The sequence below is a fragment of the Rhodococcus sp. G6(2025) genome (assembly GCF_058628105.1).
Map to the genome: position 1 here is coordinate 4,638,289 of NZ_CP179750.1, position 22,484 is coordinate 4,660,772.

At 65.8% G+C, this 22,484-nt stretch carries 24 protein-coding genes; 4 read left to right on the forward strand and 20 right to left on the reverse strand.

Annotation, left to right across the window (positions count from 1 at the left end; translation table 11 throughout):
- Window positions 1-450 precede the first annotated feature (450 nt).
- From ACLIVD_RS21210 to ACLIVD_RS21230, 5 genes are read right to left on the reverse strand one after another with little or no spacing between them, the layout of a single operon-like run.
- A complete protein-coding gene (locus ACLIVD_RS21210) occupies window positions 451-1,620 on the reverse strand; it encodes an acyl-CoA dehydrogenase family protein (RefSeq protein ID WP_005242232.1) in 1,170 nt (389 codons plus the stop codon).
- Window positions 1,617-2,396 (reverse strand): enoyl-CoA hydratase/isomerase family protein, encoded by a 780-nt coding sequence (locus tag ACLIVD_RS21215; protein ID WP_477956413.1) that lies wholly within the window; start codon window positions 2,394-2,396, stop codon window positions 1,617-1,619. The genes ACLIVD_RS21210 and ACLIVD_RS21215 overlap by 4 nt, the downstream gene beginning before the upstream one ends.
- Entirely contained in the window at window positions 2,384-3,634 is a 1,251-nt protein-coding gene (locus tag ACLIVD_RS21220; protein ID WP_317568815.1) for a CaiB/BaiF CoA transferase family protein, read from the reverse strand. Before ACLIVD_RS21220 ends, ACLIVD_RS21215 begins: the two co-directional genes overlap by 13 nt.
- The gene (locus tag ACLIVD_RS21225) at window positions 3,631-4,566 is read right to left on the reverse strand and encodes an acyl-CoA dehydrogenase family protein (RefSeq protein ID WP_477956411.1); all 936 of its coding nucleotides are present in this window, start codon (window positions 4,564-4,566) and stop codon (window positions 3,631-3,633) included. The genes ACLIVD_RS21220 and ACLIVD_RS21225 overlap by 4 nt, the downstream gene beginning before the upstream one ends.
- Window positions 4,563-5,333 carry an enoyl-CoA hydratase-related protein gene (locus tag ACLIVD_RS21230; protein ID WP_005242237.1) on the reverse strand — a complete coding sequence of 257 codons (771 nt, stop codon included), beginning with the start codon at window positions 5,331-5,333 and terminating at the stop codon, window positions 4,563-4,565. Before ACLIVD_RS21230 ends, ACLIVD_RS21225 begins: the two co-directional genes overlap by 4 nt.
- Before the next feature lie 143 nt (window positions 5,334-5,476).
- Between ACLIVD_RS21230 and ACLIVD_RS21235 the strand changes: the two genes are divergently transcribed.
- A complete protein-coding gene (locus ACLIVD_RS21235; protein WP_283335353.1) occupies window positions 5,477-6,943 on the forward strand; it encodes a 3-hydroxyacyl-CoA dehydrogenase in 1,467 nt (488 codons plus the stop codon).
- Window positions 6,944-7,020: 77 nt separating this feature from the next.
- Here the strand turns inward: ACLIVD_RS21235 and ACLIVD_RS21240 are convergent, their stop codons facing one another.
- Genes ACLIVD_RS21240 through ACLIVD_RS21255 form a run of 4 tightly spaced genes read right to left on the reverse strand, consistent with a single transcriptional unit; the run spans window position 7,021 to window position 9,131 of the window.
- Entirely contained in the window at window positions 7,021-7,290 is a 270-nt protein-coding gene (locus ACLIVD_RS21240) for a hypothetical protein (protein ID WP_491930599.1), read from the reverse strand.
- Between the two features lie 32 nt (window positions 7,291-7,322).
- Entirely contained in the window at window positions 7,323-8,111 is a 789-nt protein-coding gene (locus ACLIVD_RS21245) for an alpha/beta fold hydrolase (protein WP_317568819.1), read from the reverse strand.
- On the reverse strand, window positions 8,108-8,413 hold the full coding sequence (locus ACLIVD_RS21250) for a hypothetical protein (protein WP_182624936.1): 306 nt from the start codon (window positions 8,411-8,413) through the stop codon (window positions 8,108-8,110). Before ACLIVD_RS21250 ends, ACLIVD_RS21245 begins: the two co-directional genes overlap by 4 nt.
- On the reverse strand, window positions 8,403-9,131 hold the full coding sequence (locus ACLIVD_RS21255; protein WP_283335349.1) for an alpha/beta fold hydrolase: 729 nt from the start codon (window positions 9,129-9,131) through the stop codon (window positions 8,403-8,405). Before ACLIVD_RS21255 ends, ACLIVD_RS21250 begins: the two co-directional genes overlap by 11 nt.
- Window positions 9,132-9,150: 19 nt before the next feature.
- On the opposite strand from ACLIVD_RS21255, the gene ACLIVD_RS21260 reads away from it, so the two are divergent.
- Both ACLIVD_RS21260 and ACLIVD_RS21265 read left to right on the forward strand, forming a co-directional pair.
- Complete coding sequence (locus ACLIVD_RS21260; RefSeq protein WP_283335347.1) at window positions 9,151-9,498, forward strand: excisionase family DNA-binding protein; 348 nt, start codon at window positions 9,151-9,153, stop codon at window positions 9,496-9,498.
- 440 nt (window positions 9,499-9,938) lie between these two features.
- Entirely contained in the window at window positions 9,939-11,744 is a 1,806-nt protein-coding gene (locus ACLIVD_RS21265; RefSeq protein WP_491930600.1) for a zinc ribbon domain-containing protein, read from the forward strand.
- Here ACLIVD_RS21265 and ACLIVD_RS21270 read toward each other — a convergent pair.
- The 8 genes from ACLIVD_RS21270 to ACLIVD_RS21305 all read right to left on the reverse strand — a co-directional run bounded on the left by ACLIVD_RS21270 (window position 11,699) and on the right by ACLIVD_RS21305 (window position 17,117).
- Window positions 11,699-11,956 (reverse strand): alpha/beta fold hydrolase, encoded by a 258-nt coding sequence (locus ACLIVD_RS21270; RefSeq protein ID WP_283351969.1) that lies wholly within the window; start codon window positions 11,954-11,956, stop codon window positions 11,699-11,701. The genes ACLIVD_RS21265 and ACLIVD_RS21270 overlap by 46 nt on opposite strands.
- A 10-nt stretch (window positions 11,957-11,966) precedes the next feature.
- Window positions 11,967-12,533, reverse strand: coding sequence for a GNAT family N-acetyltransferase (locus ACLIVD_RS21275; RefSeq protein WP_491930601.1), 567 nt, complete (start codon window positions 12,531-12,533; stop codon window positions 11,967-11,969).
- A gap of 164 nt (window positions 12,534-12,697) precedes the next feature.
- Window positions 12,698-13,033 carry a carboxymuconolactone decarboxylase family protein gene (locus ACLIVD_RS21280; protein WP_061700483.1) on the reverse strand — a complete coding sequence of 112 codons (336 nt, stop codon included), beginning with the start codon at window positions 13,031-13,033 and terminating at the stop codon, window positions 12,698-12,700.
- Window positions 13,034-13,133: 100 nt separating this feature from the next.
- Window positions 13,134-13,640, reverse strand: coding sequence for a cupin domain-containing protein (locus tag ACLIVD_RS21285; RefSeq protein WP_317568823.1), 507 nt, complete (start codon window positions 13,638-13,640; stop codon window positions 13,134-13,136).
- A 111-nt stretch (window positions 13,641-13,751) separates the two neighbouring features.
- Complete coding sequence (locus ACLIVD_RS21290; protein WP_458574574.1) at window positions 13,752-14,057, reverse strand: cupin domain-containing protein; 306 nt, start codon at window positions 14,055-14,057, stop codon at window positions 13,752-13,754.
- 174 nt (window positions 14,058-14,231) lie between these two features.
- Complete coding sequence (locus ACLIVD_RS21295; RefSeq protein WP_491932909.1) at window positions 14,232-15,173, reverse strand: alpha/beta hydrolase; 942 nt, start codon at window positions 15,171-15,173, stop codon at window positions 14,232-14,234.
- A gap of 57 nt (window positions 15,174-15,230) precedes the next feature.
- Window positions 15,231-16,103 carry an NAD(P)-dependent oxidoreductase gene (locus ACLIVD_RS21300; RefSeq protein ID WP_005242266.1) on the reverse strand — a complete coding sequence of 291 codons (873 nt, stop codon included), beginning with the start codon at window positions 16,101-16,103 and terminating at the stop codon, window positions 15,231-15,233.
- 54 nt (window positions 16,104-16,157) lie between these two features.
- On the reverse strand, window positions 16,158-17,117 hold the full coding sequence (locus ACLIVD_RS21305; RefSeq protein ID WP_283351967.1) for an NAD-dependent epimerase/dehydratase family protein: 960 nt from the start codon (window positions 17,115-17,117) through the stop codon (window positions 16,158-16,160).
- Window positions 17,118-17,401: 284 nt separating this feature from the next.
- Between ACLIVD_RS21305 and ACLIVD_RS21310 the strand changes: the two genes are divergently transcribed.
- Window positions 17,402-18,865 carry an aldehyde dehydrogenase gene (locus tag ACLIVD_RS21310; RefSeq protein ID WP_491930602.1) on the forward strand — a complete coding sequence of 488 codons (1,464 nt, stop codon included), beginning with the start codon at window positions 17,402-17,404 and terminating at the stop codon, window positions 18,863-18,865.
- A gap of 78 nt (window positions 18,866-18,943) precedes the next feature.
- On the opposite strand, the gene ACLIVD_RS21315 is transcribed toward ACLIVD_RS21310, so the two are convergent.
- The 3 genes from ACLIVD_RS21315 to ACLIVD_RS21325 form a co-directional block, all read right to left on the reverse strand.
- Window positions 18,944-19,933 (reverse strand): aldo/keto reductase, encoded by a 990-nt coding sequence (locus tag ACLIVD_RS21315; RefSeq protein WP_491930603.1) that lies wholly within the window; start codon window positions 19,931-19,933, stop codon window positions 18,944-18,946.
- Between the two features lie 121 nt (window positions 19,934-20,054).
- Window positions 20,055-20,870 (reverse strand): enoyl-CoA hydratase/isomerase family protein, encoded by an 816-nt coding sequence (locus ACLIVD_RS21320; RefSeq protein ID WP_491930604.1) that lies wholly within the window; start codon window positions 20,868-20,870, stop codon window positions 20,055-20,057.
- Window positions 20,863-22,482, reverse strand: a complete 1,620-nt coding sequence (locus ACLIVD_RS21325; protein ID WP_491930605.1) for a class I adenylate-forming enzyme family protein — start codon at window positions 22,480-22,482, stop codon at window positions 20,863-20,865. The genes ACLIVD_RS21320 and ACLIVD_RS21325 overlap by 8 nt, the downstream gene beginning before the upstream one ends.
- Window positions 22,483-22,484 lie beyond the last annotated feature (2 nt).

Below are 22,484 nucleotides of genomic sequence, written 5' to 3' on the forward strand. Positions count from 1 at the left end.
TGGACGTGGTCGATATCCCTGCGAAGCTGGCCGCGCGGGGGCGGCTGCTCTCCAGCAGTCACGGCCAAGAGAAGTCCGGTCGACGCTTCGAGTTCCGTTGAGCAGAACCGGACCTTCGACATGCATGTCCATGCCCGACGAGCCCTCGAAGCGGATACGTTTATCACCGACCATATTGATCAGCACACTGAATTTCGGCTCCGGATTGCCATCAGCGCGAGCAGCAGCTCTCGGCCCTAGGGAGGCGAAGGATGACCCGATCAATTCCTCGGTTCAGGTTCGCCCAGAACAGACTGCCGCCGCGGTCCAGCGGCCACCGGTCGGCATTGCTGCCGCGGACTCCGTGCAACGGGCCTCCACTCCACGCCGTCGCTCATCGGCGGGTCTATGGTCGGTGGTCGTTCCAGTCGATCTATACCTCCGGCTCGAGTTCCCGCCTCTACCTCCCTCTCACCCGGCAGCCGTCTCGCGCGCCGCGGTAAGTCGGGTGTCCCGGGCCACGAGCATGCTTTGTACCTGGTTAGTCCCGTCATAGATCTCTGCGATCTTCGCATCGCGCAGCCGACGTTCCGCGCCGACCGAGACTCGGTCACCGTCGGGACCGAGCAGTTCGACACAGCTCGCCGCAACCCTGGTACCCAGGGTGGTGCAGTGCATCTTCAGCAGTGAGACCTCGGCGACCGGTTCGTCTGCACTCTGGTCGACCTGATCGGACACCGACATCAGCATTGCGCGGGCGGCAGTGATCTCGCCGCGGAGACGCGCAAGATCGAACTGGAGATCCTGCGCTTCGGCGACCTTCGACGACAGCAAATCACGCTCCATTGCCCAGGCAACGACGGAGTCGAAGGCGCCCTGTGCGAAGCCGACGCCCTGCGCGGCGGCACTGATGCGCGAACGGGTCACCGAACGCAGTAGCAACGCATAGCCTTCGCCCTCAGCGCCCATCCGGGCGGCCACCGGAATCCGGCAATCTTGGAAGGACAACGCAACGGTGGAAGCGCCCTTCTGCCCCAGCTTCTTCATCGGCGCCCCGGCTTCGAATCCCGCAAGTCCCGCGGTTTCCAGCAGGAATGCGGTCACTCCGCCCTTTCCTCGCGAGGGGTCCACCGTCGCGAAGAGGACTATGACGTCCGCTCGATCGCCGTTGGAGATAAAGGTCTTCTCGCCGTTGACGACGTACTCATCGCCCTCGCGACGGGCCACGGTGCGCATCGCCCCGACATCCGAGCCGGCTCCAGGCTCGGTGAGCGCGATCGAGCCAACAGCCGACCCGTCGCAGAGCCGGGGAACCCAGGTCTGGATCTGTTCCGGGGAGCCCTGCAGCTGGATCGGGTGGGCGCAGTGCATCTGCGTCATGTACACCGTAGAGGTGGAACCGCAGGCCGCGGCGATACGAGACAGCGCCTCGGCATAGGTTGCCGTGCTGGTTTCTGCACCGCCCAGGGACTTCGGGGCCAGCATGACGCCGAGCCCGGATTCCGCGAGATCGGCCAGCCCGGCTGTCGGGAATTCGGCGGCGATGTCGACCGCGGCCGCCTGCGGTTCGATCGTGCGCTCGATCACTCGGTCAACGGCGTCGACCACATCTGGATCGACTGACGCCCACTGTGATTTCATGATTCCTCCCGCTCGAAGATCGGCGCCCGACGCTCGGCGAAGGAGATGATCCCCTCCTGGCCGTCACGCGAGGCGATGGAGATCGCCGCCAGCGCGGCCTCGTGATCCAGTGCGGACGCGGCGAATGCCGGACGCGCGGCATCGAGGATGTTGGCGGTGCCGCGGCGGCTCCCGGTGGCAATTAGTTCGGCCAGACGGCGTGCTTCCGTCGCGGCTTCGGCGGGTGCCAGTGGCGGCACCGACAGCAGGCCGATCTGCCAGGCCCGATCGGCGTCGATCCGCTCGCCTCCCAGCATGAGTAGCAGCGCGGCGGGCTTGCCCACCGACATCGCAAGCCGTTGCGTACCACCGAATCCTGGAATGCAGCCGATACGCGCCTCGGGCAGTCCGAACCGGCTACGACTCGATGCCACCACCAGGTGGCAGGCGAGCATCAGCTCGAAACCGCCGCCGAGCGCGTAGCCGTCGACTTCGGCGATGACGGGAACGACAGAGTCGGCGATCGCCGACATGGTCCGCTGTCCGGCATGGATGAAGGCCTGTGCGTCCTCGACCGGAAGGGCGCGGATCTCATCGAGGTCCGCGCCGGCGCTGAAGGCGCGTTCTCCTTTACCGCGGATCACGATGCAGCCCACCGACGTGTCGTGGCGTGTTCCCTCGACCGCGTCTCGGATCTCGCGCAGCACCTGCGCGTTGAGTGCGTTGAGCTGTTCGGGGCGGCTGATCTCGATGGTCAGCACTCGCCCGTCGTGCGAGGTCTCGATCACGGAACCCACAATGTCTCCCTTCCTACCAGTTCGGAGATGGTCTTCTCATCGAGCCCGATCTCGGTGAGGATCTCGCGGCCGTGTTCGCCGCGCATGGGTGCCGGAATCCGGGCTTGCCGGTCTTCGGGATCGGACGCCAGTCGCCATGGCGCGCCCACGCCGCGGAACACTCCCGCCACCGGGTGCTGGTAGTCGACGATCGCCTTGCGTGCCTCGACTTGTGGGTCGGTAACCACTTCTGACAGGAAGTTGATCCGGCTACAGGGCACCCCGACGTCTTGCAGCAGCTTGAGCGCCTCATTGGAGGACAGTGCGATCAGGCGTTCCTGGAAGGCTCCGACGACCTCTTCGCGGTTGGCCCGGCGATCGGCATTGGTCGCCAAGTCCTCGCGCTGTGCCAGTTCGTCCAGTCCCAGCGCGGCGCAGGACCGCTGCCAGTGCCGATCGTTGCCGATCGCGACGACGATGGGCCGGTCCGCGGTACGCATCGGCTGGTAGATCGCCACCACCGAATCGGTGCCACCGCAGGGCTTGGGTTCTTCGTCGCCGGCCAGGAAGCTGGCAATGCGCGGCGACATGAATGCCAAGTCGGCCTCCAAGAGAGCGACGTCCACGATCTCGCCTTGGCCGGTCTGCTGCTGACGCACCAGTGCCGCAGCCACCGCGAAGGCTGCAACGGTGCCCGCGGCCACATCTGAGAGCGCGGTACTGACCCGCTGTGGGACTCCGTCGACGCCGGTCACGCTCATCATCCCGGACCGTGCCTGGGCAATCAGGTCGTAGCCGGGCAGCCCGGCATCCGGACCGGTGAGCCCGAAGCCGGAGAACGCGCAGATCACCAGCTGTGGGAAACGTTCGCGCAGGCCGTCGAGACCGAGTCCATGCTTGTCCAGTTTCACCGGGTTCAGGTTCTCGATGAAGACATCGGCGGACTCGAGCAGCTGGAATAGGACCTTGCGGCCCTCCTCCCCGCGGATGTCGAGGCACATGCTGCGCTTATTGCGGTTCACCGAAAGGAACCAGGCTGCCTCACCGTTGAGAAAGGGCGGCCCCCAGCCCCGGGCATCATCGCCCCCCAGAGGTTCGATCTTGATGACGTCGGCACCCATGTCGGCAAGGTACATCGAGGTCGTCGGTGCGGCGTAGGAGGAGGAGATGTCGACGACTCGCACGCCCTGCAATGGCCCGCTGCCTGTACTCATGCTCGTCTCCTTCGCGTCTGCTGATCTGGTTTCGTGTGACGTCATTGGTGCCGTCCCGTCCGCGGACCCAAGCCGCGTTCGGCGACCCGTGCGACGTGCAAGCGTCTGCCGCCGGTGCGCGCCTGGATGCCGATAGCGTCACGCATCAGCCCGGCGAGCGGGTACTCGTCGATGTAGCCGTAGCCGCCGTGCGCCTGAATGGCGTCAATGCACACCGACGTCGCCGCACGTCCGGCGGTGGCGGCGAGGTTGTAGATCGAGGTGCGGTCCTCCAGTGCCCGATCCAGGGCAGTCTCGACTCCAGCCACCATGAGATCCATGTCGGCGACGAGCGCGCGCAGCCCGGCGAAGGACCCGATTGGCACTCCGAATTGATGCCGTTCGAGCACATAGGATTGGGTCTCTGAGACTGCTCTTCGGGCTACGCCCGCGAGAGCGGCGCCGGTGAGCAGGTCCCACAGGAAAGCGGCCTCGGCGGCGGAGCCTTCGAGGGCGGCGCCACCGTCGGGAATCGTCACCGAGACGAGGTCCGCCCGCTGCAGCCCCGTGCGGGCCTCGTGGTCCACCGACGGTGCCAGATCCGCCCAGGGCACCACGTGCAGGGAGGACGTAGTGCTATCCAACACCACCACCGCGTCCGGTCCCAGGGCGCCGGCCAGCACCGGACGCGATCCCGGAACGGCGAGGGCGAAGGTCGGTTCGGTGGCGGCCTCGGCATCGATGGCACGATCGGCCACGTACCGGCTCGCCAGCACGAACGCCAGCGAGGGATCGGTCTGGGCGACGGTCCGGACGGTGTACGCCAGCCACTGGAGGGCGTCGGGTTCGTCCGCTGTGTCCCGCGCGAGGTCCAGGAGGCCGGTCTCGCTCAGCGAGTTCCGCATGGCAGACAGCGCACTCTCGCCGTCAGCTGCCGAGGCGACGACCTTCGAGACGACCGCGAGAAAGTCTGTGAGCTCTGTGCTGACTGAAGTCACCGGTGGAACCTCGCACGGTCGGGTTCGCGCCGCTGCTCGAAGGACTGCGACATCTCGTCCGCTTCCTGGGTGCTGCGGTAGGCCGTGAGCAGCAGGTCGTGCGCGATGCGCGCCTGCCCGACGACGCCTGAGTGACGACCGGAGAAGGCGGTTTTCAGCGCGCTGAGGGCGAACGGGCCTCGCTGCCGGAGAGTTTGGGCGATCTCGTGGGCATGTGCCACCGGGTCGTCGGCGATGTCGTTAACTAGTCCCATGTCGAGCGCCTGCTCGGCAGTGTATTTGCGGTTGAGATACCACATCTCCTTGGCCCGTCGCCGGCCGATCGTTTCCTCCAGGTACCAGGTGCCATAACCGGCATCGAAGCTGCCGACCATCGGGCCGACCTGCCGGAATATTGCGTGCGGTGCGGCAACGGTCAGGTCGCAGACCACCTGCAACACGTTGCCCCCGCCGACCGCGTAGCCGTTAACCGCTGCGATGACGGGCTTCGGCATGGTGTCGATGAACTCGTACAGGTCGATCACCGGCATCACGCTGGAGTAGTCCAGCGAGGCAAGCTCCTCGTGTTCGCCGCCGATGCAGAAGAACTTGTCTCCCGCGCCGGTCAGCACGGCGACGTCGATGCTCTTCGTCTCACGGACCATACGGAAGGCGTCGAGAAGCTCCCTCGCGGTCACGAAGCGGAGCTTGTTGGCGTTTTCCGGGCGGTTTATCGCGATGGTCGCCACCCCTGCATCCACAGTGACGACGATGTCCTCAAATGTCATAGCACTACCACTTCCGCAACGTCGGTCTGACCGTGGCCAGCCCTTCCTAGTTGGTAACTTGTTGACAGCAAGTTATATTATCTTACAGATAGTTGCAAGGGTCCCCACCCTTTTCAGCGAGCCACGAACCGAGGAGACGCGATATGACCACAGCTTCCACCCCGATCTGCGTAATCGGAGCGGGCACCATGGGACGTGGGATCGCACAGGTGGCACTGGCCGCGGGCCATCCGGTGAGCCTGGTCGATCCGCAGCAGGCCCAGCTGGAGGCCGCCGCCACCGAGCTCGCGGCACGCCTCGCCAAACGCCATCCGGAGGTCGCAGCCAACCTGGATGCACAGCTAGGCACATATGCCGCCATCGATCAGGCCCCCAACCACCCGGACACCGTTGTGATCGAAGCCGTCCTCGAGTCGCTGGAAGTAAAGGCGTCGGTATTCGCCGCAGCCGCCAAACACTTTGGCGACCGGTGCATCCTGGCCACCAACACCTCCTCGCTGTCGGTAACCGAGATCGCCGCCCGCTCGCCGCTACCGGATCGCGTGGTCGGATTGCACTTCTTCAATCCGGTTCCGGTGATGAAACTGGTCGAAGTAGTCACCGGCCTGCAGACCGATCCGCAGGTCACGGATCGCATCGACGAACTAGCCGTGACCTGGGGCAAACAGGTGGCGCGCGTCAAGAACGCCCCCGGCTTCATCGTCAACCGGGTCGCACGTGGCTTCTACGGTGAGGCGCTGCGGGTCCTGCAGGAACAGGCCGCCTCGCCCGCCACGCTGGACGCCGCCCTGCGGGGCGCCGGGCAGTTCCGGATGGGTCCGTTCGAACTGATGGACCTGATCGGCAACGACGTCAACGCCGCAGTCACCCGATCGGTGTGGACCGCGTTCAACTTCGACCCACGCTTCGAACCCTCCCGGATCCAGGACGAACTGGTATCCGCAGGCCGCTACGGACGCAAGCGCGGCCACGGCTTCTACTCGTACGCCGAGGACGCGGCCCCTCCGTCTCCGGCTCTCGTCCGCCCCGGCGACCTTCCCGGCACCGTCGGCTTGCGCGGACAGTGTGGTCAGCTGAAGGCGATCATCAGCCGCGCGGACATCGCCGCCGAGCCGCTCGACGGTGACGGCACCGAGCTCGTACTCGACGAGGCGATCGTCATGGTCACCCGCGGACTGACCGCCCACGCCGAGTCCGCAGCGCGGGGAGGGGCGCCGGTGGTGGTGATCGATCGATGGATCTCGGCGGAGAACGCCACCGGGCTCGCGGTGGCCGCGTCGCATCCCGAGGCACTGTCGACGGTCGCGGCGTTACTGGACCGCGCGGGCATTCACGCGTACCCGGTCGACGACGTCCCGGGTCTCATTGCGGCCCGGACCCTCGCGGTGATCGCCAACGAGGCCTGGGAGACGACCCTGCATGGGGTCGCGACCGCCGATGACATCGATGTTGCGATGCGGTTGGGCACCAACTACCCGGCCGGCCCATTCGAGTGGACCGCGGCCTGGGGCACGGGCGCAGTCGTGGGGATCCTCGACCGGCTGTGGGAGACGTACCACGACACTCGCTACCGTACGAGCCGAGCCCTCCGGGACGCCGCCGTCGTCTGACGCGGCAGACGCACAGAGCACCCTCGTCAGAAGGAAGGGAGGTGCTTCCACCTGGAAGCACCTCCCTTCTTTCCGGCTCACCGCGGTGGGGTATCCGAGTGCCGCCTGAGCCAATCGACCACCCCCGGCATGGTCTTCTTCCGCGCGGCTGACCCCATCAGGGCGCCCGCGTGGCCACCGGGGATACGCAGGATCTCCACGTCATCGGACCCAACCAGCTCGGCGAGTGGTTCCGAGTTCGCGGGCGGCACGAACTCGTCCTTCTCCGCGATGATCATCAACAGCGGAATGGTGATCGAATGCAGGTCCACGGGCCGGCCCGCCAACTCCGCTCCCCCGTTGACCAATCGATTTTCTCGGACGTAATCCTCCACCATCTCTACAAAAGATGGTGCGGCCATCGATCGATGGTCCCACGCCCAGTGATTGATGGCGCGGTGCGCGTCGGCGTAGCCGTCCCGCCACAGGTTCTCCCACAACGTGACGTACTGGACGATGTCCGAGGTCGGCTGCAACAGCGGAACATGCCCCGGACGGCATCCTCCGGGACGAGGCCCGTCATCTCGTCCACCACATGGCGGGTCTCCAGCCGGCCGTCCTTGAAGCCGGTGAGAAACCCGGGGGCATGGTCGTAGTCGCAGGGCGGAGCGAACAGAACCGCGTTCCGTACCGGCACGTTGCTCCGGCTGCCGAGCAGCAGAGTCAGCATGAGCGAGCCCATGCAGTAGGCCCCCACCGACACCTCGTCGGCGCCGGCGATCCTGCGCACCGCATCGACAGCAGGCACGAAGTAGCCGTCCATATACGTTCCGAGGTCGTGCTCCCCTTCAGCCGCCTCCGGCCGTCCCCAATCGAACAGGAACACGTCGAAGCCCTCCGCGACCAGTTTCTCCGCCCATGAGTTTCCCGGAAACAGGTCGAAGATCGCCGAGTCACCAACCAACCCCAGGAACATCAGTACCGGTGGCCCATGCCGCACGTCGTCATTGCGGTAGCGCCACAGCTTCGCCTTCCCGAACGACCACACTTCGTCCTTCGGCGTATTACTCACCTGAGGGGGCGGGCGCCGCGCGATCAGCTCGATGCCCCGCCGGGCACGCAACTGCGTGCGCTCGACCTCACGAACCAGTCCGCGTGCGATATCCACCACCGGGCCGATCGGACTCATTCTGAATCCGTCGACTCTCGCTCGGTGACGGCCTGTTCACGACGCATGGCCAGCAGTTCACGTTGCACCTTGATGAGATCCCTGCGCAGAACGCGCACCTCGGCATGGGACGGGATCCCGACCAGGTGCAGACCGAAGCCCACCACCGCCTCGACGGGGGCAATCACCGCCTTCTTCACGCGTCCCACCTTGAGGGAGAACACTTGGAAGTCCGCGGAGCTGGTCGCGTTCTCCAGCGGGGCGCCGATCCGACGCTCGACACCGTCGAATGCCTTCCGCCACAGAGGCGACTCAGCGGCCATGCCCGCCACGCTCCTTCTCGAGCGGGTACCGCCAACGGACCAACGCGTTGGTGTACTGGTACGGATATGCGCTCCACGGTGCGGACCGCACCATCCCGGCCATCTGTTCGGGAGTCACGACCTGCGCCCCCGTCCACGCGGAACTCTCATCGTGGTGGTCTGCACCGAAGAACTCGGCGATGGCGTTGCCGGCTCCTGAGGCATCGTCATGGAGCATGTAGTGTCCCCAGCCCTCGAAGATGCGCAGCCGCGCGTTCGGCAGGTAGCCCGCCAGAATCGCACCGTTCGCCATCGGGATGATCCGATCACCGGATCCACTCAGGACCAGCGTCGGGTGGGCGACGGTAGGCAGCCATGGAAGGCTGTTGAACCTCGACATCGCCATCATTTGCAGCGTGTACCCGCGCATTGTCGGCGCCGCGCCGTGGTGCCAATCGGCCATCAGCTCCTTGAGTGCGATGCTGTTCTTCTCCTTCGGGGCGAGGTTCACCAGCTTCATCGTCGCCCGGTACGCGACCTTGGAGTGGTGCCGCGCGGGGGTCATCACAGCCATCAGCGCCAACATCGACCCCGGTACCGCTCCGGCTCCGCACGTCGCGCTGACCAGCGCCAAGCGTCGCACCCGCTCCGGCGCCTGGCGGGCGAGCTGTTGCGCGACCGCGCCGCCGAGTGAATAGCCGAGCACGTCCGCGGATTCGTGACCGAGCGCGTCGAGCACCTCGAGCGCGACATCGGCGATGTACGACAGGCTCTCAACTGTTGCCTCGATATCTAATACTACCCAGTATGTTCTGGCACTATCTACGACGCGAATCGGTGAGGCTGCGGAATACTTGGGCCCTTCGGTAGTTAGGACGCGCAAGGCGGCATCGGAGGGCCGGTTGCCGTCTCGGCGCACCGGTTCGGGTCACCGAATCTTTGACCGCGCGGACCTCGACGCCTATCTGGTCAGGCCTGCATCGGAGTGTGCGGGAGCGACGCCGGAGAGGGTGGCGGCACTGTATCTGCCGGGTGTCGGGCTCGACCGGGCAAGAGGCTTCGCTGGCCCATCAGGAAAAGATGTTGCGGGAGAGCGCTCCTGGTGAGATATATCGGGTCTGCATGGGATCGCGGTTCGGGACTCGAGGGAGCGGCGGGGTGGGCGCGGCCGGATGCTCGACGACGCGGCCGAGGCGGGGTTCACGGTGGTGCGGGTGGTGTGGCGGGATCGATTGGCCCCCGGTTCGCCGGTGGCGCGGATCGACCGGTACTTGTCGGAGGTCGGCGTTACAGTCGGGTTCTGCGAGACAAGGGCGAGCTATCGCCGGTGGAGGAGTTGATGGATGACGTCATCGTGTTGCTGGCATCGTTGTCCGCCCGGTTGTAATCAGCTGCGGTCGATACAGATTCAACACCGACTCCTTCAACACCGGCTTCGGGGCGATGCCGCCGCACGGTGGCGGAAGGGGTAACCGGTGAGCATCTCGGCAGATCAGGGTCTTCTTCAAATGCGAAAGTGCTCGCCGATCGTGAATTGCGCCCCGGCATGACCGGGCCGGGATCGACTGCGCCGCGGCAATTCGCGGTCACCACCCGCGCATACATGGCAGTCGACGACGCGACCGGCGAGCCGATCGGACTCGACGACGTCGACACCCGGGTGGGGTGGCTGCTGGACCTGATCGCCGCGGCCGGTGCCGAGTTGGTGTCGCGGCTGTGGCAGCCGGCGACGTTCGATGTGCTCGCCGCCGGCCTGGACCGCCAGGACCGCAGGCTCCCCGCACAGGGTCACGTCGCCGCGGCCCGCCTCGGCTGGACTCCGCTCTACCCGGACGGGGTCTATGTTCCGTCGCGGGTCACCCGGGTGGTGACCGCGCAGGTGATGGCGACCCTGCGGACCCTGTCCTACCGGGACACCGCGATCGCGGCGCTGTCGGCCCGATTCGATCCGGCCACCGGGGTTGTGGCGCCGCCGACCGAACCGGGCGACTCTGTGCCGGCGGGTTTCGTTCGGGGTGTTCGGCGCCAGCTGATTGCCCGCGCCCGTCGGGACGGCGGGGTACCGGCCGGCCGGTTGCGGATCACCGAGGTGCAGGGTCCGCCGCAGACGAGCGCGATGGCCCGGCTGTCGGCGGCCGATCGGCAGCTCGCGCAGATCACCTCGACGGAGCGTGAGCTGGTGTCGACGGTGAAGCTGCCCACCAGCCCGACTCCGGCGGGGCGGGCGCAGTGGCGCAGGGTCCGGCTGACCGCGGCCATCCCCGAGCATCTGGACGGTCGCCCTGTCACCGATTGGCATCTGCCGTCCCTGGTCCTCGACCGCCGAGGCCTGTTGTGGCGGTGCGCGGCGACCGAGTTGGCGCCCGCTGCGGATCTGACGGCCGGGAGGGTCGCGGTCGGGGTGGATTGGTCCCCGACCAGTCTGGGTGCCGCCGCCACCGCAGCGCAGGGCGCTGAAGGGTTGTCCTCGGATTACCGGGGTTGGACCTACGACGACCGCGGGCTCGGGATCAAACTGGCACGCCTGCAGGCCGAGGGGCAGCTGCTGCATGCCAAGGCCGCGCGGTTGACACGGCTGGCCGCCGCCGCCCCACCCGAGGTCCGCGCACAGTTGGAGGCGAAGATCGCCGTCCTCGACGCTCACCGCACCGCGGTGGGCGTCAAAAGAGGCAAGATCAACCGGGAACTGGCCTTCCACTTCTCCCGCCAGGTCACCGAGTACGCCACCGCGGCGGGCGCGCAGGTGATCGCGGTGGAAGATCTCACCACCCTCGAGACCCGCGGCCATGGGCGGGTGAACAACAATCGGGCCGCGCAGTCCGCCCGCCGCCAGGCCGTCGCCGCCCTCGCCCACACCGCCGCCGGTGCCGGTATCACGGTGGTCTCGGTGCCGGCCCGAGGTTCCTCCGCACTGTGTCCGGGCTGCGACGAACCGCTCTCCCGCCCCGGCGGCTATCACGACGCGTGGTGTCCCCGCTGCCGGGTCGGTGGTAACCGAGACCATATGGCCGGGGTGAACCTGGCCAAACGCGCACTGCTCGGCAGAAACAAAGCCACCAGACGGCGTGGGCAGATGCCCGCGGTCCGGGTCGCCGAACACGCGCCGGTGCGCCGGTGCCGGGACAAGAACGGTCCAACCCCGAGTAGGCCGCGGCATCGCCGGGTCCGCCGCAGCCTGCCCACCGTGCCACAGCGGATGGGGGTGAATCCGAAACATCATGTTCCTGCACCACAAGCGTCGGTGTGGGACACGGTCAAATCCAGACCACCACGAGGTGGTGCGGGTAGCCGTGACACACGTACGTTTCAGGCGTCCGCCATACTAGTGGCAGATAGTATGAGATCTACGTAGACGCTGTACGGCAGATAGGGCGCCTGCGAGCGTCCCACACCCGGCGCATCGAAGGTGATCACCTGGAAGTCCTCGAGGTGTGGCAATAGCGGCCCCCACATCGCGACGTTCGCCCCCAATCCGTTGATCAGTAGCAACGGCGGTCCCTCGCCGTGGACGCGGACGCGGACCTGCCGCCCGGAGATATCCAGGTACTGCTCGTTCACGGTCATCGTCCCCCACTCATCCGGCCACCTCGTCCATGCCCCACAACCGATTCCGCGCCTGATTCACATCCACCCGATGGGTGAGCAGCATCAAGTCCCGGTTCTCACCGTCGCTGTCCCGAACGAAATCGACGAGCAGCGCCTCCGGCTCGAACCCGATGTCCTGGAACATGGCGACCAACGCATCCTGTGCCGCGATCACCTCGACGTACACGTGGCTGCAGCCGAGCTTGACCGCCTCCAGCAGCGCCGCACGGGCCAGCGCCCGCCCGACACCGCGGCCCCGATACGCCGCACCCACCACGACGCGGATCTCGGCGACGTGCGACGACCCACCCTCCCCCGCGAAAGCACCCGCCAATCCGGCGATCTCACCGGCACCGTCGAGCGCGGCCAGCCGCACTGCCGCCGTCTCCCGTTGGTAGTCAGCGAAAACCTTCACGGGATCAGACAGGTCCTCCTTGAGGAAACGTCGTCCCTCACCCGCCAAGGCCATCGCAAACCGCGTGAACGCGTCGAGGTCCCCCGGTTGCAGCGGCCGCACGACCGCTTCGGCCCGATCGTCAAGCTCTGACGGTGTCATGTTTCGTCACACCATTTCCCGGGTCGTCAAATATCACTCTATTCACAGCTTGTCTCGCATGACTCAGCGGCCGCCAAACGAAACAGTCCCGCCATCCGACTCGGACGGGTGGGATTGCAACTCCTCAGCGCCATACCGAATTCGGCGCTCATCGCGCACCGAAGTCAGTCCTCTTCGGAGCCGAGCACTTCCTGCGCGACGGCCATCGCGGCCATGGCCTTCGGCCAACCCGCGTAGAACGCGAGGTGGGTGATCACCTCGACCAGCTCGATGCGTGTCGCCCCGTTGTCCCGCGCCCGCACCAGGTGATAGCGGAGCTGCTCCACGTTGCCGCCCGTCACCAGGCATGCAACGGTGATCATGCTGCGCTCCTTCGCGCTGATCACCGCGCGCTCCCACACTTGGCCGAATAGGACGTCGTCGGTGAAACCGATCAGCCCCGGGGCGAACCGCCCCAGCGGATGCCGATCACCGCTGGGGCGCTGGTCTTTCTCCGACATCTGCACTCCTCATCCAACTGTTCGCGACACTCGCCGCAGGTCTCACAATCGTTGCGGGCCGACCACTGCGGGAATCACCCGCGCAGCAACGCCCGGTTCATCAATCGTTTCGGTGCGCTGGCATCATCGTCGTGACCACCGTCGTCGGGCGGTCACTCCGGTTCTGCCACGCATGGCGTGTACCGCGCTGAACCATCGTGTCACCGGCGCGCAGTACCGTCTCCCCTTCTTCCATGACCGCCCAGATCTCGCCGTCGATCACGGTCATCACGTCGATGGTCTCGGTGGTGTGCATTCCCGGCACGGCGCCGCCCTCCGCATTTCCGGGGCCGTAAATGTCCGCCATCGCCGCCGCGTACGCTGCAGCGGCCTCGGCCGAGATCGAGCTATCGGGCGGAAAGACCGTCGTCCGCACCACGACACCGGTGGCGGGTGGGGCCAACACCACTTCGTTTTCCAGCGTCGACTCGGAGTTCACCGAAATCGGCAACTCGTCCTCACGCCACAACTCCATCACCAGGGTCCCAGTCGGCCGACGTGTCCAGGGACTCGCCGGCCCGTCGGACGAAACAACCGACCTTCCCTCGTCATTCACGCCGGTCACCACAACCCGGGCCAACGCCGGCTCACCGCTACTCGTCATGCTGATACTCCTTCCATTCTGTGAACTGGGGGCGGGTGAGATCGGAGCAAGTAGCCCCATCTCACGGCGCCGCGGTCAGGCCCGAGCCTCGCCGTACTCGGCGTCGGTGACCTCGGATTCCCAGTTCGTGGCACCCAGGGTGACCGATGTGTGCAGCATGAAGCGATCGTCGGCGGCACCGTGCCAGTGACGAACGCCGGGCGGAGTCCACACCATGTCGCCGGCGCGAACGGTGACAATTCCGTTCTCGTCGGACACATGCCCTTCGCCAGCCATGACGATGAGCAGCTGGCCGCCGACATGCGAGTGCCAATAGGTCCGCGAACACGGCGCGAAAAAGTTGTTGCCAATCGCCACCCCGTCGGTCGGCGCCATCACCATGTCGCGCCAGGCCTCACCGGTGAAGGTCCCCTGCGCCAGGGCGGACGGCTCGCTGTTTGCTCCCCTGATAACTGTCAACATGGAATCGAAACTACTTTCTCTGTATATGCGTTGTTATCGTTTGACATTTTACACATTGCTCGAACGTGCATGCACGTATTCCGTCCGTTCGGGTCACCCACCGCGTAGGGCTCTACCGAGGCGAGTCGCGGCCGTGAGAACCATGTCCTTCGCAGTTTCGATGAGCGCAAGATGGTGGGCGAACCCGTGCATCTGGTCGTCGGCCACGAGGAGCGTCACCGGCACCTCGGCTTGCCGCAGCAGTCGTGCGTATTCGATCCCCTCATCCCGGAGCACGTCGTACTCCGCAACGCACAGCACCGTCGGGGGCATGCCCGCCAGAGAACCCTGGAGTGGAAACAGGTGGGGATCCTCGCGCACCCACTGCGACGGTAAGTACGCATCCCAGATCCACTTCATGAACGACCGATCGACGGTGAACCCGGGACCACGTTCGCCGTAGGAGGGCGTCCCCGGGTCCCAGTAGTCGAGCACGGGATACAGCAGGAAGTGCGCCGCGAGCTGGCGCGCGCCCCGCTCTCGGATCCGTTTCGCCAGTGCGGTCGCGATGGTCCCGCCGGCGCTGTCGCCGCCGAGAGCGAATGCGCCCGGCTCAACATCGAATTCGTCACTATTGGTGAGCAGCCACTCGAACACGACATCGCCATCGTCGATCGCAGCCGGATACGTGTGCTCGGGGCTCCTCCGGTAGTCCACCGAGAAGACGCTGCACTGCGCGACCTCGGCGATAGTCCGGCACAGTTCGTCATGCGTATCGAGGTCGTTGAAGACCCAGCCGCCCCCGTGGAAGAAGACGAGCGCAGGGTTCCGATGGCCGGGCGGCCGATAGGCACGCACTCGGATACCCCGATCCCCGGCGGGAACGATGAAGTCCGCGACGCGCAGCGACGACGGCTCGGCCTGCCTGATGAGTGCCGAGCGCATGCGAACACGAGCAGCCTCGAGTGGAATCTCGTAGGACGGGGGCAACTGGGTGGCGGCCACCCGCATTTCCTCCGCCGCCGGGTGCAGCGTCTTCGGGCGCCGTTCATCCATGCTCACTCGGCCCTCGTCGAATCGATCGCTTCCCATCTCGGGAGGGCAGCCACGATGTCATTCACGGGGATACCACTCGGCCATGAGCTGACTCTGATCCGCATCGCCGCCGAACCTCTCGATCGCCGTCTCCGTCATCTCTTCCACGAGATGTCCGATCGGCGTCGCGTGGTTCATGCTCGCGGCGAGTTCGTTTGCCAGGTGAACATCTTTCCGCATGAGATCGAGCGTGAACCCCTGCAGCTTGTAATCGGGCTCGCTCAGCAGAGTCGGGAACGTGTACTCGGTCGTGTAGTTCCGCCCGGTCGAGCTGTTCAGCACCGCGACGACCGTGGACTGCTCGATACCGCACGCCTGCCCGAGCCGGATGGCCTCCAGCGCGGCGAACCGATTGCAACTGTTCAGAAGATTGTTGACCAGCTTCATCGCGTGACCGGCACCGACCGGGCCCACGTGATGGACGTCCGGCGTCACCGCCTCGAGCACCTCGACAACCTCTGCGAACACGTCGTCGTCGCCACCCACCATCAGGGTCGCCGTACCCTCGCGGGCCCGCCGGACACCGCCCCCGATCGGCGAATCGAGGAACTTCACTCCACGTTCGCCGAGGGCCGCAACGACCTGGTAATCCGCCGTGGGGGTTCCGGTGGTGATATCGACGACGACGGTGCCGACGGCGAGGTCCTTCGCGATCCCCTCGTCCCCAAAGAGCAACTGATCGACATGCGTCGGAGCGGGGAGGCACAGGAACACGACCCGACACGTCCGGGCGATCTCGGCCGCGTCGGTGAAGGTGGCGCCGGCGGCGACCAGTTCGTCCGCAGCCACACGGTTGCGATCGTTGACGTACAGATCGAAGGGCTCGACCAGGCGGCTCGCAATCGCGGAGCCCATCGCCCCGATCCCGATGAATCCAATCTTCTCACTCATAGCATTGACTCCTTAACTGTCCAATAATCCAGCTGGCCCGGCGAAGCCAGCGACTCAGTCCACAGTGATGGACGCGCCGAGGTGCCAATCAACGAAGGCCTGGAGGCCGTCTTCGATCCGGGTGCCCAGGATCGGACCGAGGTCTGCGAGCATCAAGTCCCGGGACACCTGCTGATACCGCACCAGTTCGGGCTGCCAATCGATCGTTGCCGCGTCGCCCCCGACGAGTTCGACGAGAATGCGAAACAGCTCAGTGGTGTTGATCGGCTCACCGACCACGTTGATCGCCTTCGCCCCGGAGTCGACGTCGATCGCGGCAAGAAGCGCCGCGGCCGCATCATCGACGTACACCAGATCGTGAAGCGCGTCGGGCGCCCACCGCACCACCGGGGCCCGGCCCGCGCGCACGGCGTCGATGGCATCCATCATCATCCCGCCGATCGAGTTGTCCCGGTTTACTCCGGGACCGTAGATGGTGCCGAGCCGCAGGGAGATGAACTCCGCCCCTCCGGTGTTCGCATGCGCCTCGAGATATGCCTCGACGGCCAGCTTGCTGGCTCCGTACATACCGATGCCGCTCCCCTCGGCGACCTCGTTTTCGCGATGCCGGTACGTCTGACGCTTAGCGAAGTTCCCGTAGACACTGTGCGACGAGCCGTAGACGATGCGCCGCACCCCATGGCGCTTTGCCGAATCCATCAGGCCGTAGGCGGCCGCCACGTTCACCTCGAATGCGGCCCAGGGATCGTCGAGCCCTGCCACCGCGCGAATTGCCGCTAGATGAACGATGCTTCCCGACCTGGCCACCAGAGCATCAACCGCCTCTCGATCCCGGAGGTCGATGTCGCATCGCTCCACGTCGGACAGTTCACCGAAGGTCTTGGATCGGTCGGTCCAGTGCGAATCCGCGGCCAACACGCGATAGCGGCCCGATGTACTCAGCTGCTCGACCAGCCTCGATCCGACGAATCCGGAAGCACCGGTCACCAGCACGACTTCTTTCGATCCCGTCACGCCAACCTCTTTCGATTGTTCCAACTCACCCGCCCACACCCCCGAGCCGACGAAAAGGATCGAAGACGCAGTGACATTCGACACACGATTTCAGCAGATATTTTACCAGCTGTCAACTATCTGACTTATGATATTCTGTGCACAGAGTCCTTGGCTAGCAGAAGCCCGACCGTGAGATCGACGCGCACGAGCGATCGGCCGTGGCTTACCGCCACAATGCCCATCAGGACGAGGAGGACGCCCCCGCCCCTCACCCGACGTTCCCACCCAAAGGAGATAGAGCAATGCTCATGGAACACCGACACGGGAAGTTGTTCGTCGATGGTCGATGGATTGCAGCGCGCGGCGAGCGCATCCCCGTCGTCTCCCCGGTCAGCGAAGAACTCCTCGCCGACGTGGCGTCGGCATCGCCTGCCGACGTCGATCTCGCTGTAGCCGCGGCCCGCGTGGCCTTCGACACCGGCCCGTGGCCCCGCATGTCGCTCGACGAGCGCATCGCCGTCGTACGGCGGTTTCGCGGATTGTTGATTGACCATGCCGAACAGATCGCGGAACTGATCACCACCGAGATGGGGTGCCCGATCACCCAATCCCGCACCATCCAGGCAGCGAACCCCGTGCGGGTGATCGATGCGTATCTCGACTTCATTGGTGAGTACCCGTTCCGCACCGTCCGGTCAGGACCACTCGGAAACGCATTGGTGACAAGAGAACCCGTCGGGGTGGTCGGGGCCGTCGTCCCCTGGAACGTGCCGATGGGTATCAGCGTGCAGAAGATCGTGCCGGCGATCCTCGCAGGATGCACATTCGTGCTGAAGCCGGCACCGCAGACGACGCTGGACGCGTACCTGCTGGCTGAGCTCATCGAACGGGCGGGGTTCCCCGCAGGTGTGATCAACGTCGTGCCCGCCGAACGCGAGGCATCGGAGCACCTGGTCGCGCATCACGGGGTGGACAAGGTCACCTTCACCGGTTCAACGGACGCAGGTCGCAGAATCGCATCGCTGTGCGGCGCGAATATTCGTCGTGTGACGCTCGAGCTCGGCGGCAAGTCGGCCGCCGTGATTCTGGACGATGCCGACATGAACGCGACTGCCGAACTGCTCCGTATGGGTTCCTTCAGGAACAACGGTCAAGTCTGTACTTTGAAGACTCGCATCCTCGTCTCCGAGAAGCGGGAGAGTGAACTTCTGGATTCACTCGCTGCGATGATCGACACGATGGCAGTCGGCGACCCGCACCACGATGCGACCGAGATCGGTCCGCTGTTCAGTGAGCGCCATCGCACCATGGTCGAGAAGTACATCCGAATCGGTCAGGAGGAGGGTGGCCGAATCATCAAGGGCGGCAACCGCCCCGCCGGCCTCGAGCACGGATGGTATGTGGAACCAACGATCATTGCCGGAGTATCCAGAGGCGCGACCATCGCACAGGAGGAGATCTTCGGGCCGGTGGTGTCCGTGATGACCTACCGCGACGAAGAGGACGCGATCGCCATCGCGAACGACTCGCAGTACGGCCTCAACGGTGCCGTCTTCTCTTCGGATCTCGAACGCGGACTACAGGTCGCCAGCCGGTTGCGCACCGGCGTGGTCGAACTGAACGGCAGTCCGATCGGACTGCAGTCGCCGTTCGGTGGATTCAAGATGAGTGGAATCGGCCGAGAGAACGGGGTCGAAGGATTGGAGGCGTACACCGAACTGCGGTCGATCGGCCTGCCGGCGGAGTTTGCGCAATCCCTGGCCTGACCGCCACGGACGGACTACAAACGTGGAGGCCCGGAACCGAGAACTGGTTCCGGGCCTCCGACGTTACGGATGAGCTACTCACCACGCATATGCTGCCGGAGCCTCACCGCCGGGCCCCGGGAAGATCTTGTCCAACTCCGCCATCGTCTCCGCGGACAACGACACGTCCAACGCACGAGCGCTCTGGTCGAACTGTTCGACGGTCCGCGGCCCCGCAATGATCGTGGAGACGACGGGATTCGCCAGCAGCCAGGCGGTCGCGACGTCGGAGGGACGCTCACCGATCTGCCGGCAGAGTGCTTCATAGGCCTCCAGCTGGGGACGGATCCGCTCGATCCGGGCCTGCATTTCGGGGCGGCTGCGGCGACCGCTGCTGGCATTGTCGAGCACCCCTCCGAGGAGGCCACGCCCCAATGAACTCCATGGAATCAGCCCGATCCCGTAGTTACGCAACGCCGGAATCAACTCGAGCTCGATTGTCCGCTCGGTCAAGTTGTACAGACTCTGCTCCGAAACCAGACCGAGAAAGTGGCGGGAATTCGCGATGCATTGCGCGGTCGCGATATCCCATCCCGCGAAATTGCTGCTACCGACGTAGCTGATCTTCCCCTCCCGGACCAACTGCTCGAATGCCTGCCACACCTCTTCCCACGGCGTGGTTCGGTCGACGTGGTGCATCTGATAGACGTCGATGTGGTCGGTCTGCAGCCTGCGGAGGCTCGCCTCACACGCCCTACGGATGTGATAAGCCGAGAGCCCGCGATCGTTCGGACCGGTATCCATCGGTTGGTAGACCTTGGAAGTCAGGACGATCCTGTCCCGTCGGGAGGGGTCCTGTGCCAGCCACTTGCCGATGATTTCCTCGGAAGTGCCGAATCCCTTCTCCATGTCGGGAGTCTGCGGACCACCGTAGACATCCGCCGTGTCGACGAAGTTGATGCCCAACTCTACTGCGTGATTGAGAATCTCGAAGCTTTCCGCCTCGTCCGTGACGAATCCAAAGTTCATCGCTCCCAGACCGATTCGACTCACCTTGAGCCCAGAACGCCCCAGCCTGTTGTATTCCATTTCCCTCTCCTTAAGTCTCATTCCAGAGCCGCCCGAACCCCGATCACGATGATCCACGCACCATTCTCAGACCTGCATGATGTCGTTCCCGCCGCCCGGCCAGCCCCGTGCGCGCACCGCTCTAATTCGCCAAGCTGTACTGCTCCATCACGTTGAGCACCAGCCTGCGCACCTCGGGCCGGGCGATCAGGGCGATATTCGCGGCCAGACTCTCCTCCAGCGCGGCGTCCAGCTCGACCGTCGCCGCGGCACGCGCGATCCGCTTCGCGTTCGCATACGTCGCCACCGGCCCGTGCGTCATCTCGCGGGCCACCTCGGCCGCCCGGCGTGCGAGGTCCTCGGTGTCGCACACCTCGCTCACCATGCCGGCCGCCAGTGCCTGCGCGGCATCGATGAACTCGCCCGTCGCAATCATCCGGGACGCCTTCTCCAGACCGATCAGCTTCGGCAGCAGGTACGCACCGCCGGCCACCGGCACCATGCCGAGGTTGACATAGCTCTCGGCGAACCTCGCTTGGGACGCGGCCAGGCGCACGTCACAGGAGAGTCCGAAGTCCAGCCCGCCGGCAGTCGCGTGGCCGTTGTATGCGGCGATCACCGGAACCGGGGTGTTCCACAGCAACCGCACCGTGCGCTGCACGGCCGGCATCCAGGTGACGGCGAGGTAGTCCATCAACCCGTCGGCACCGTCGGCGGAGTACACCTCGTACATGTCCTTGACGTCGGCGCCGGCGCAGAACACCTTGCCGGTGCCAGTAAGCACCACCGCACCGATGCCGTCGGTCTCGGCGAGGTCGGCGACCGCATCGCCCATGCGGGTCACCACGTCGGGGGTGACCGAGTTGCCCCGGTCGGGCCGGTTCAGTCGTACCGTGCCCACACCGTCCACGGTATCGATGACGATGTCATCGGTGGACTCGATCACTGCGTCAGCCACGTTCCTTCACCACTTTCGTTACGTTGCGCGGCACCACGGTAGGGTCCTCGACCCACGACCGCACCAGCCGCTTGATGTCACCGCGCGCGATCTTCGCCGCCTTCGAGGCGCGCGGGATCGGATCGGTCGAGATGTACACGTGACCCGGGCGTTTGAACCCCGCCAGGTTCTCGCGCAGCACCGCGGCCAGCTCCTCGCTCACGTCGGCCCACAGTGCATCGATGTGCACGTACGCCGCCGGGGTCTCGCCCCATTTCGGGTCCGGCACGCCCACCACCACCGCCTCGCGGACCATCGGATGCAGTTCGAGTGCCCGCTCGATCTCCACCGGCTGGATGTTCGTGCCACCCGTGATGATGGTCTCGCTCGCACGACCGACGATGAAGATCCGGCCGTGCTCATCGAAGTGCCCGAGGTCGGAGGTCCGCCACCAGCCGTCCGGCAGGGTCCGATCGGCATGCTCCACCTCGCCGCCCAGCAGGGTCGGTGCCACGCTCGCGGTGCGGATCACCAGCTCGCCGTCGACCCCCGGCTCCGGCCGGTCCTGGACGGCACCGTCGGCGTACACGGAGAACTCGACGCCCGGCACCGGCCGGCCGATCGAGGACCACAGCGATCGGTCGCGCATCTCGGCACGGGTGAGCAGCGTGGTCGACGCCGGGGCCTCCGTCTGCCCCCAGCAGTTGATCATCGCATCGGTGTACTCGGTGAGCACCTCGAGCGCAGGCAGCGCGGCGGGCTCACCGGCGAGCATCAGGCAGCCCAGCGACGAGGTGCGAAGCCGTTCGAGGCCCGTGATCTCGGAAAGCCGCCGCAACATCGTGGGCACCGCGAACATCCAGGTGATGCCGCGATCGACGATCACGTCGAGCATCTGCTCAGGATCGAACCTGGTCATCACCACGTTGGTGCCGCCGCACAGCAGCGTCGGCAACACACTCCAACCGCCGGCGTATACCAGCGGCGCCACCTGCAGGGTGCGCGGCGATGCGCTGGGCGCACTGGTGCTCATCACCCAGGTGTTGCCGAGGATCGCCGCGCGGGCCCCGCGATGCGTGATCGGGATGCCCTTGGGCTTTCCTGTCGAGCCCGAGCTGAAGCGGATGTGATAGAGATCGTCGGGCCCGGTGGCCGCCTGCACCGGCCCGGATGCCCCACCGGCGACCAGCGGGTCGAAGGAGGTCCACCCGTCTCGTACGCCGATGACCACCTTGTGCACCGCGGAGCCTGCGAGCACGCCGTCGAGCACCTCGGCCGAGGACGGATCCGCAACGACCAGCCCGACGTCGGCGAGGTCCACGCACCGCCGCAGCTCGTTCGGGGCGAAACGATTGTTCAACGGCACCTTGACCAGGCCCGCCTTGAGCAGGGCGAACTCCAGGACTACATACTCGATGTGGTTCTCGGAGACCCATGCCACCCGCCCGCCGGGCCGCAGGCCGAGACCGATGAAGGCGTTCGCGAGCCGGTTGGAGGCGGCGACTAGCTGCTCGATCGTGAGCGACCGCTTACCGGTCGCCTCCTCCACCGCGATCTCGTGGCCGGGTCGTCGCTGGACCTGGCTCATCAACTGCACCACGGTCTGAGCGACGGCCGACGATTGTGCGCTCATAT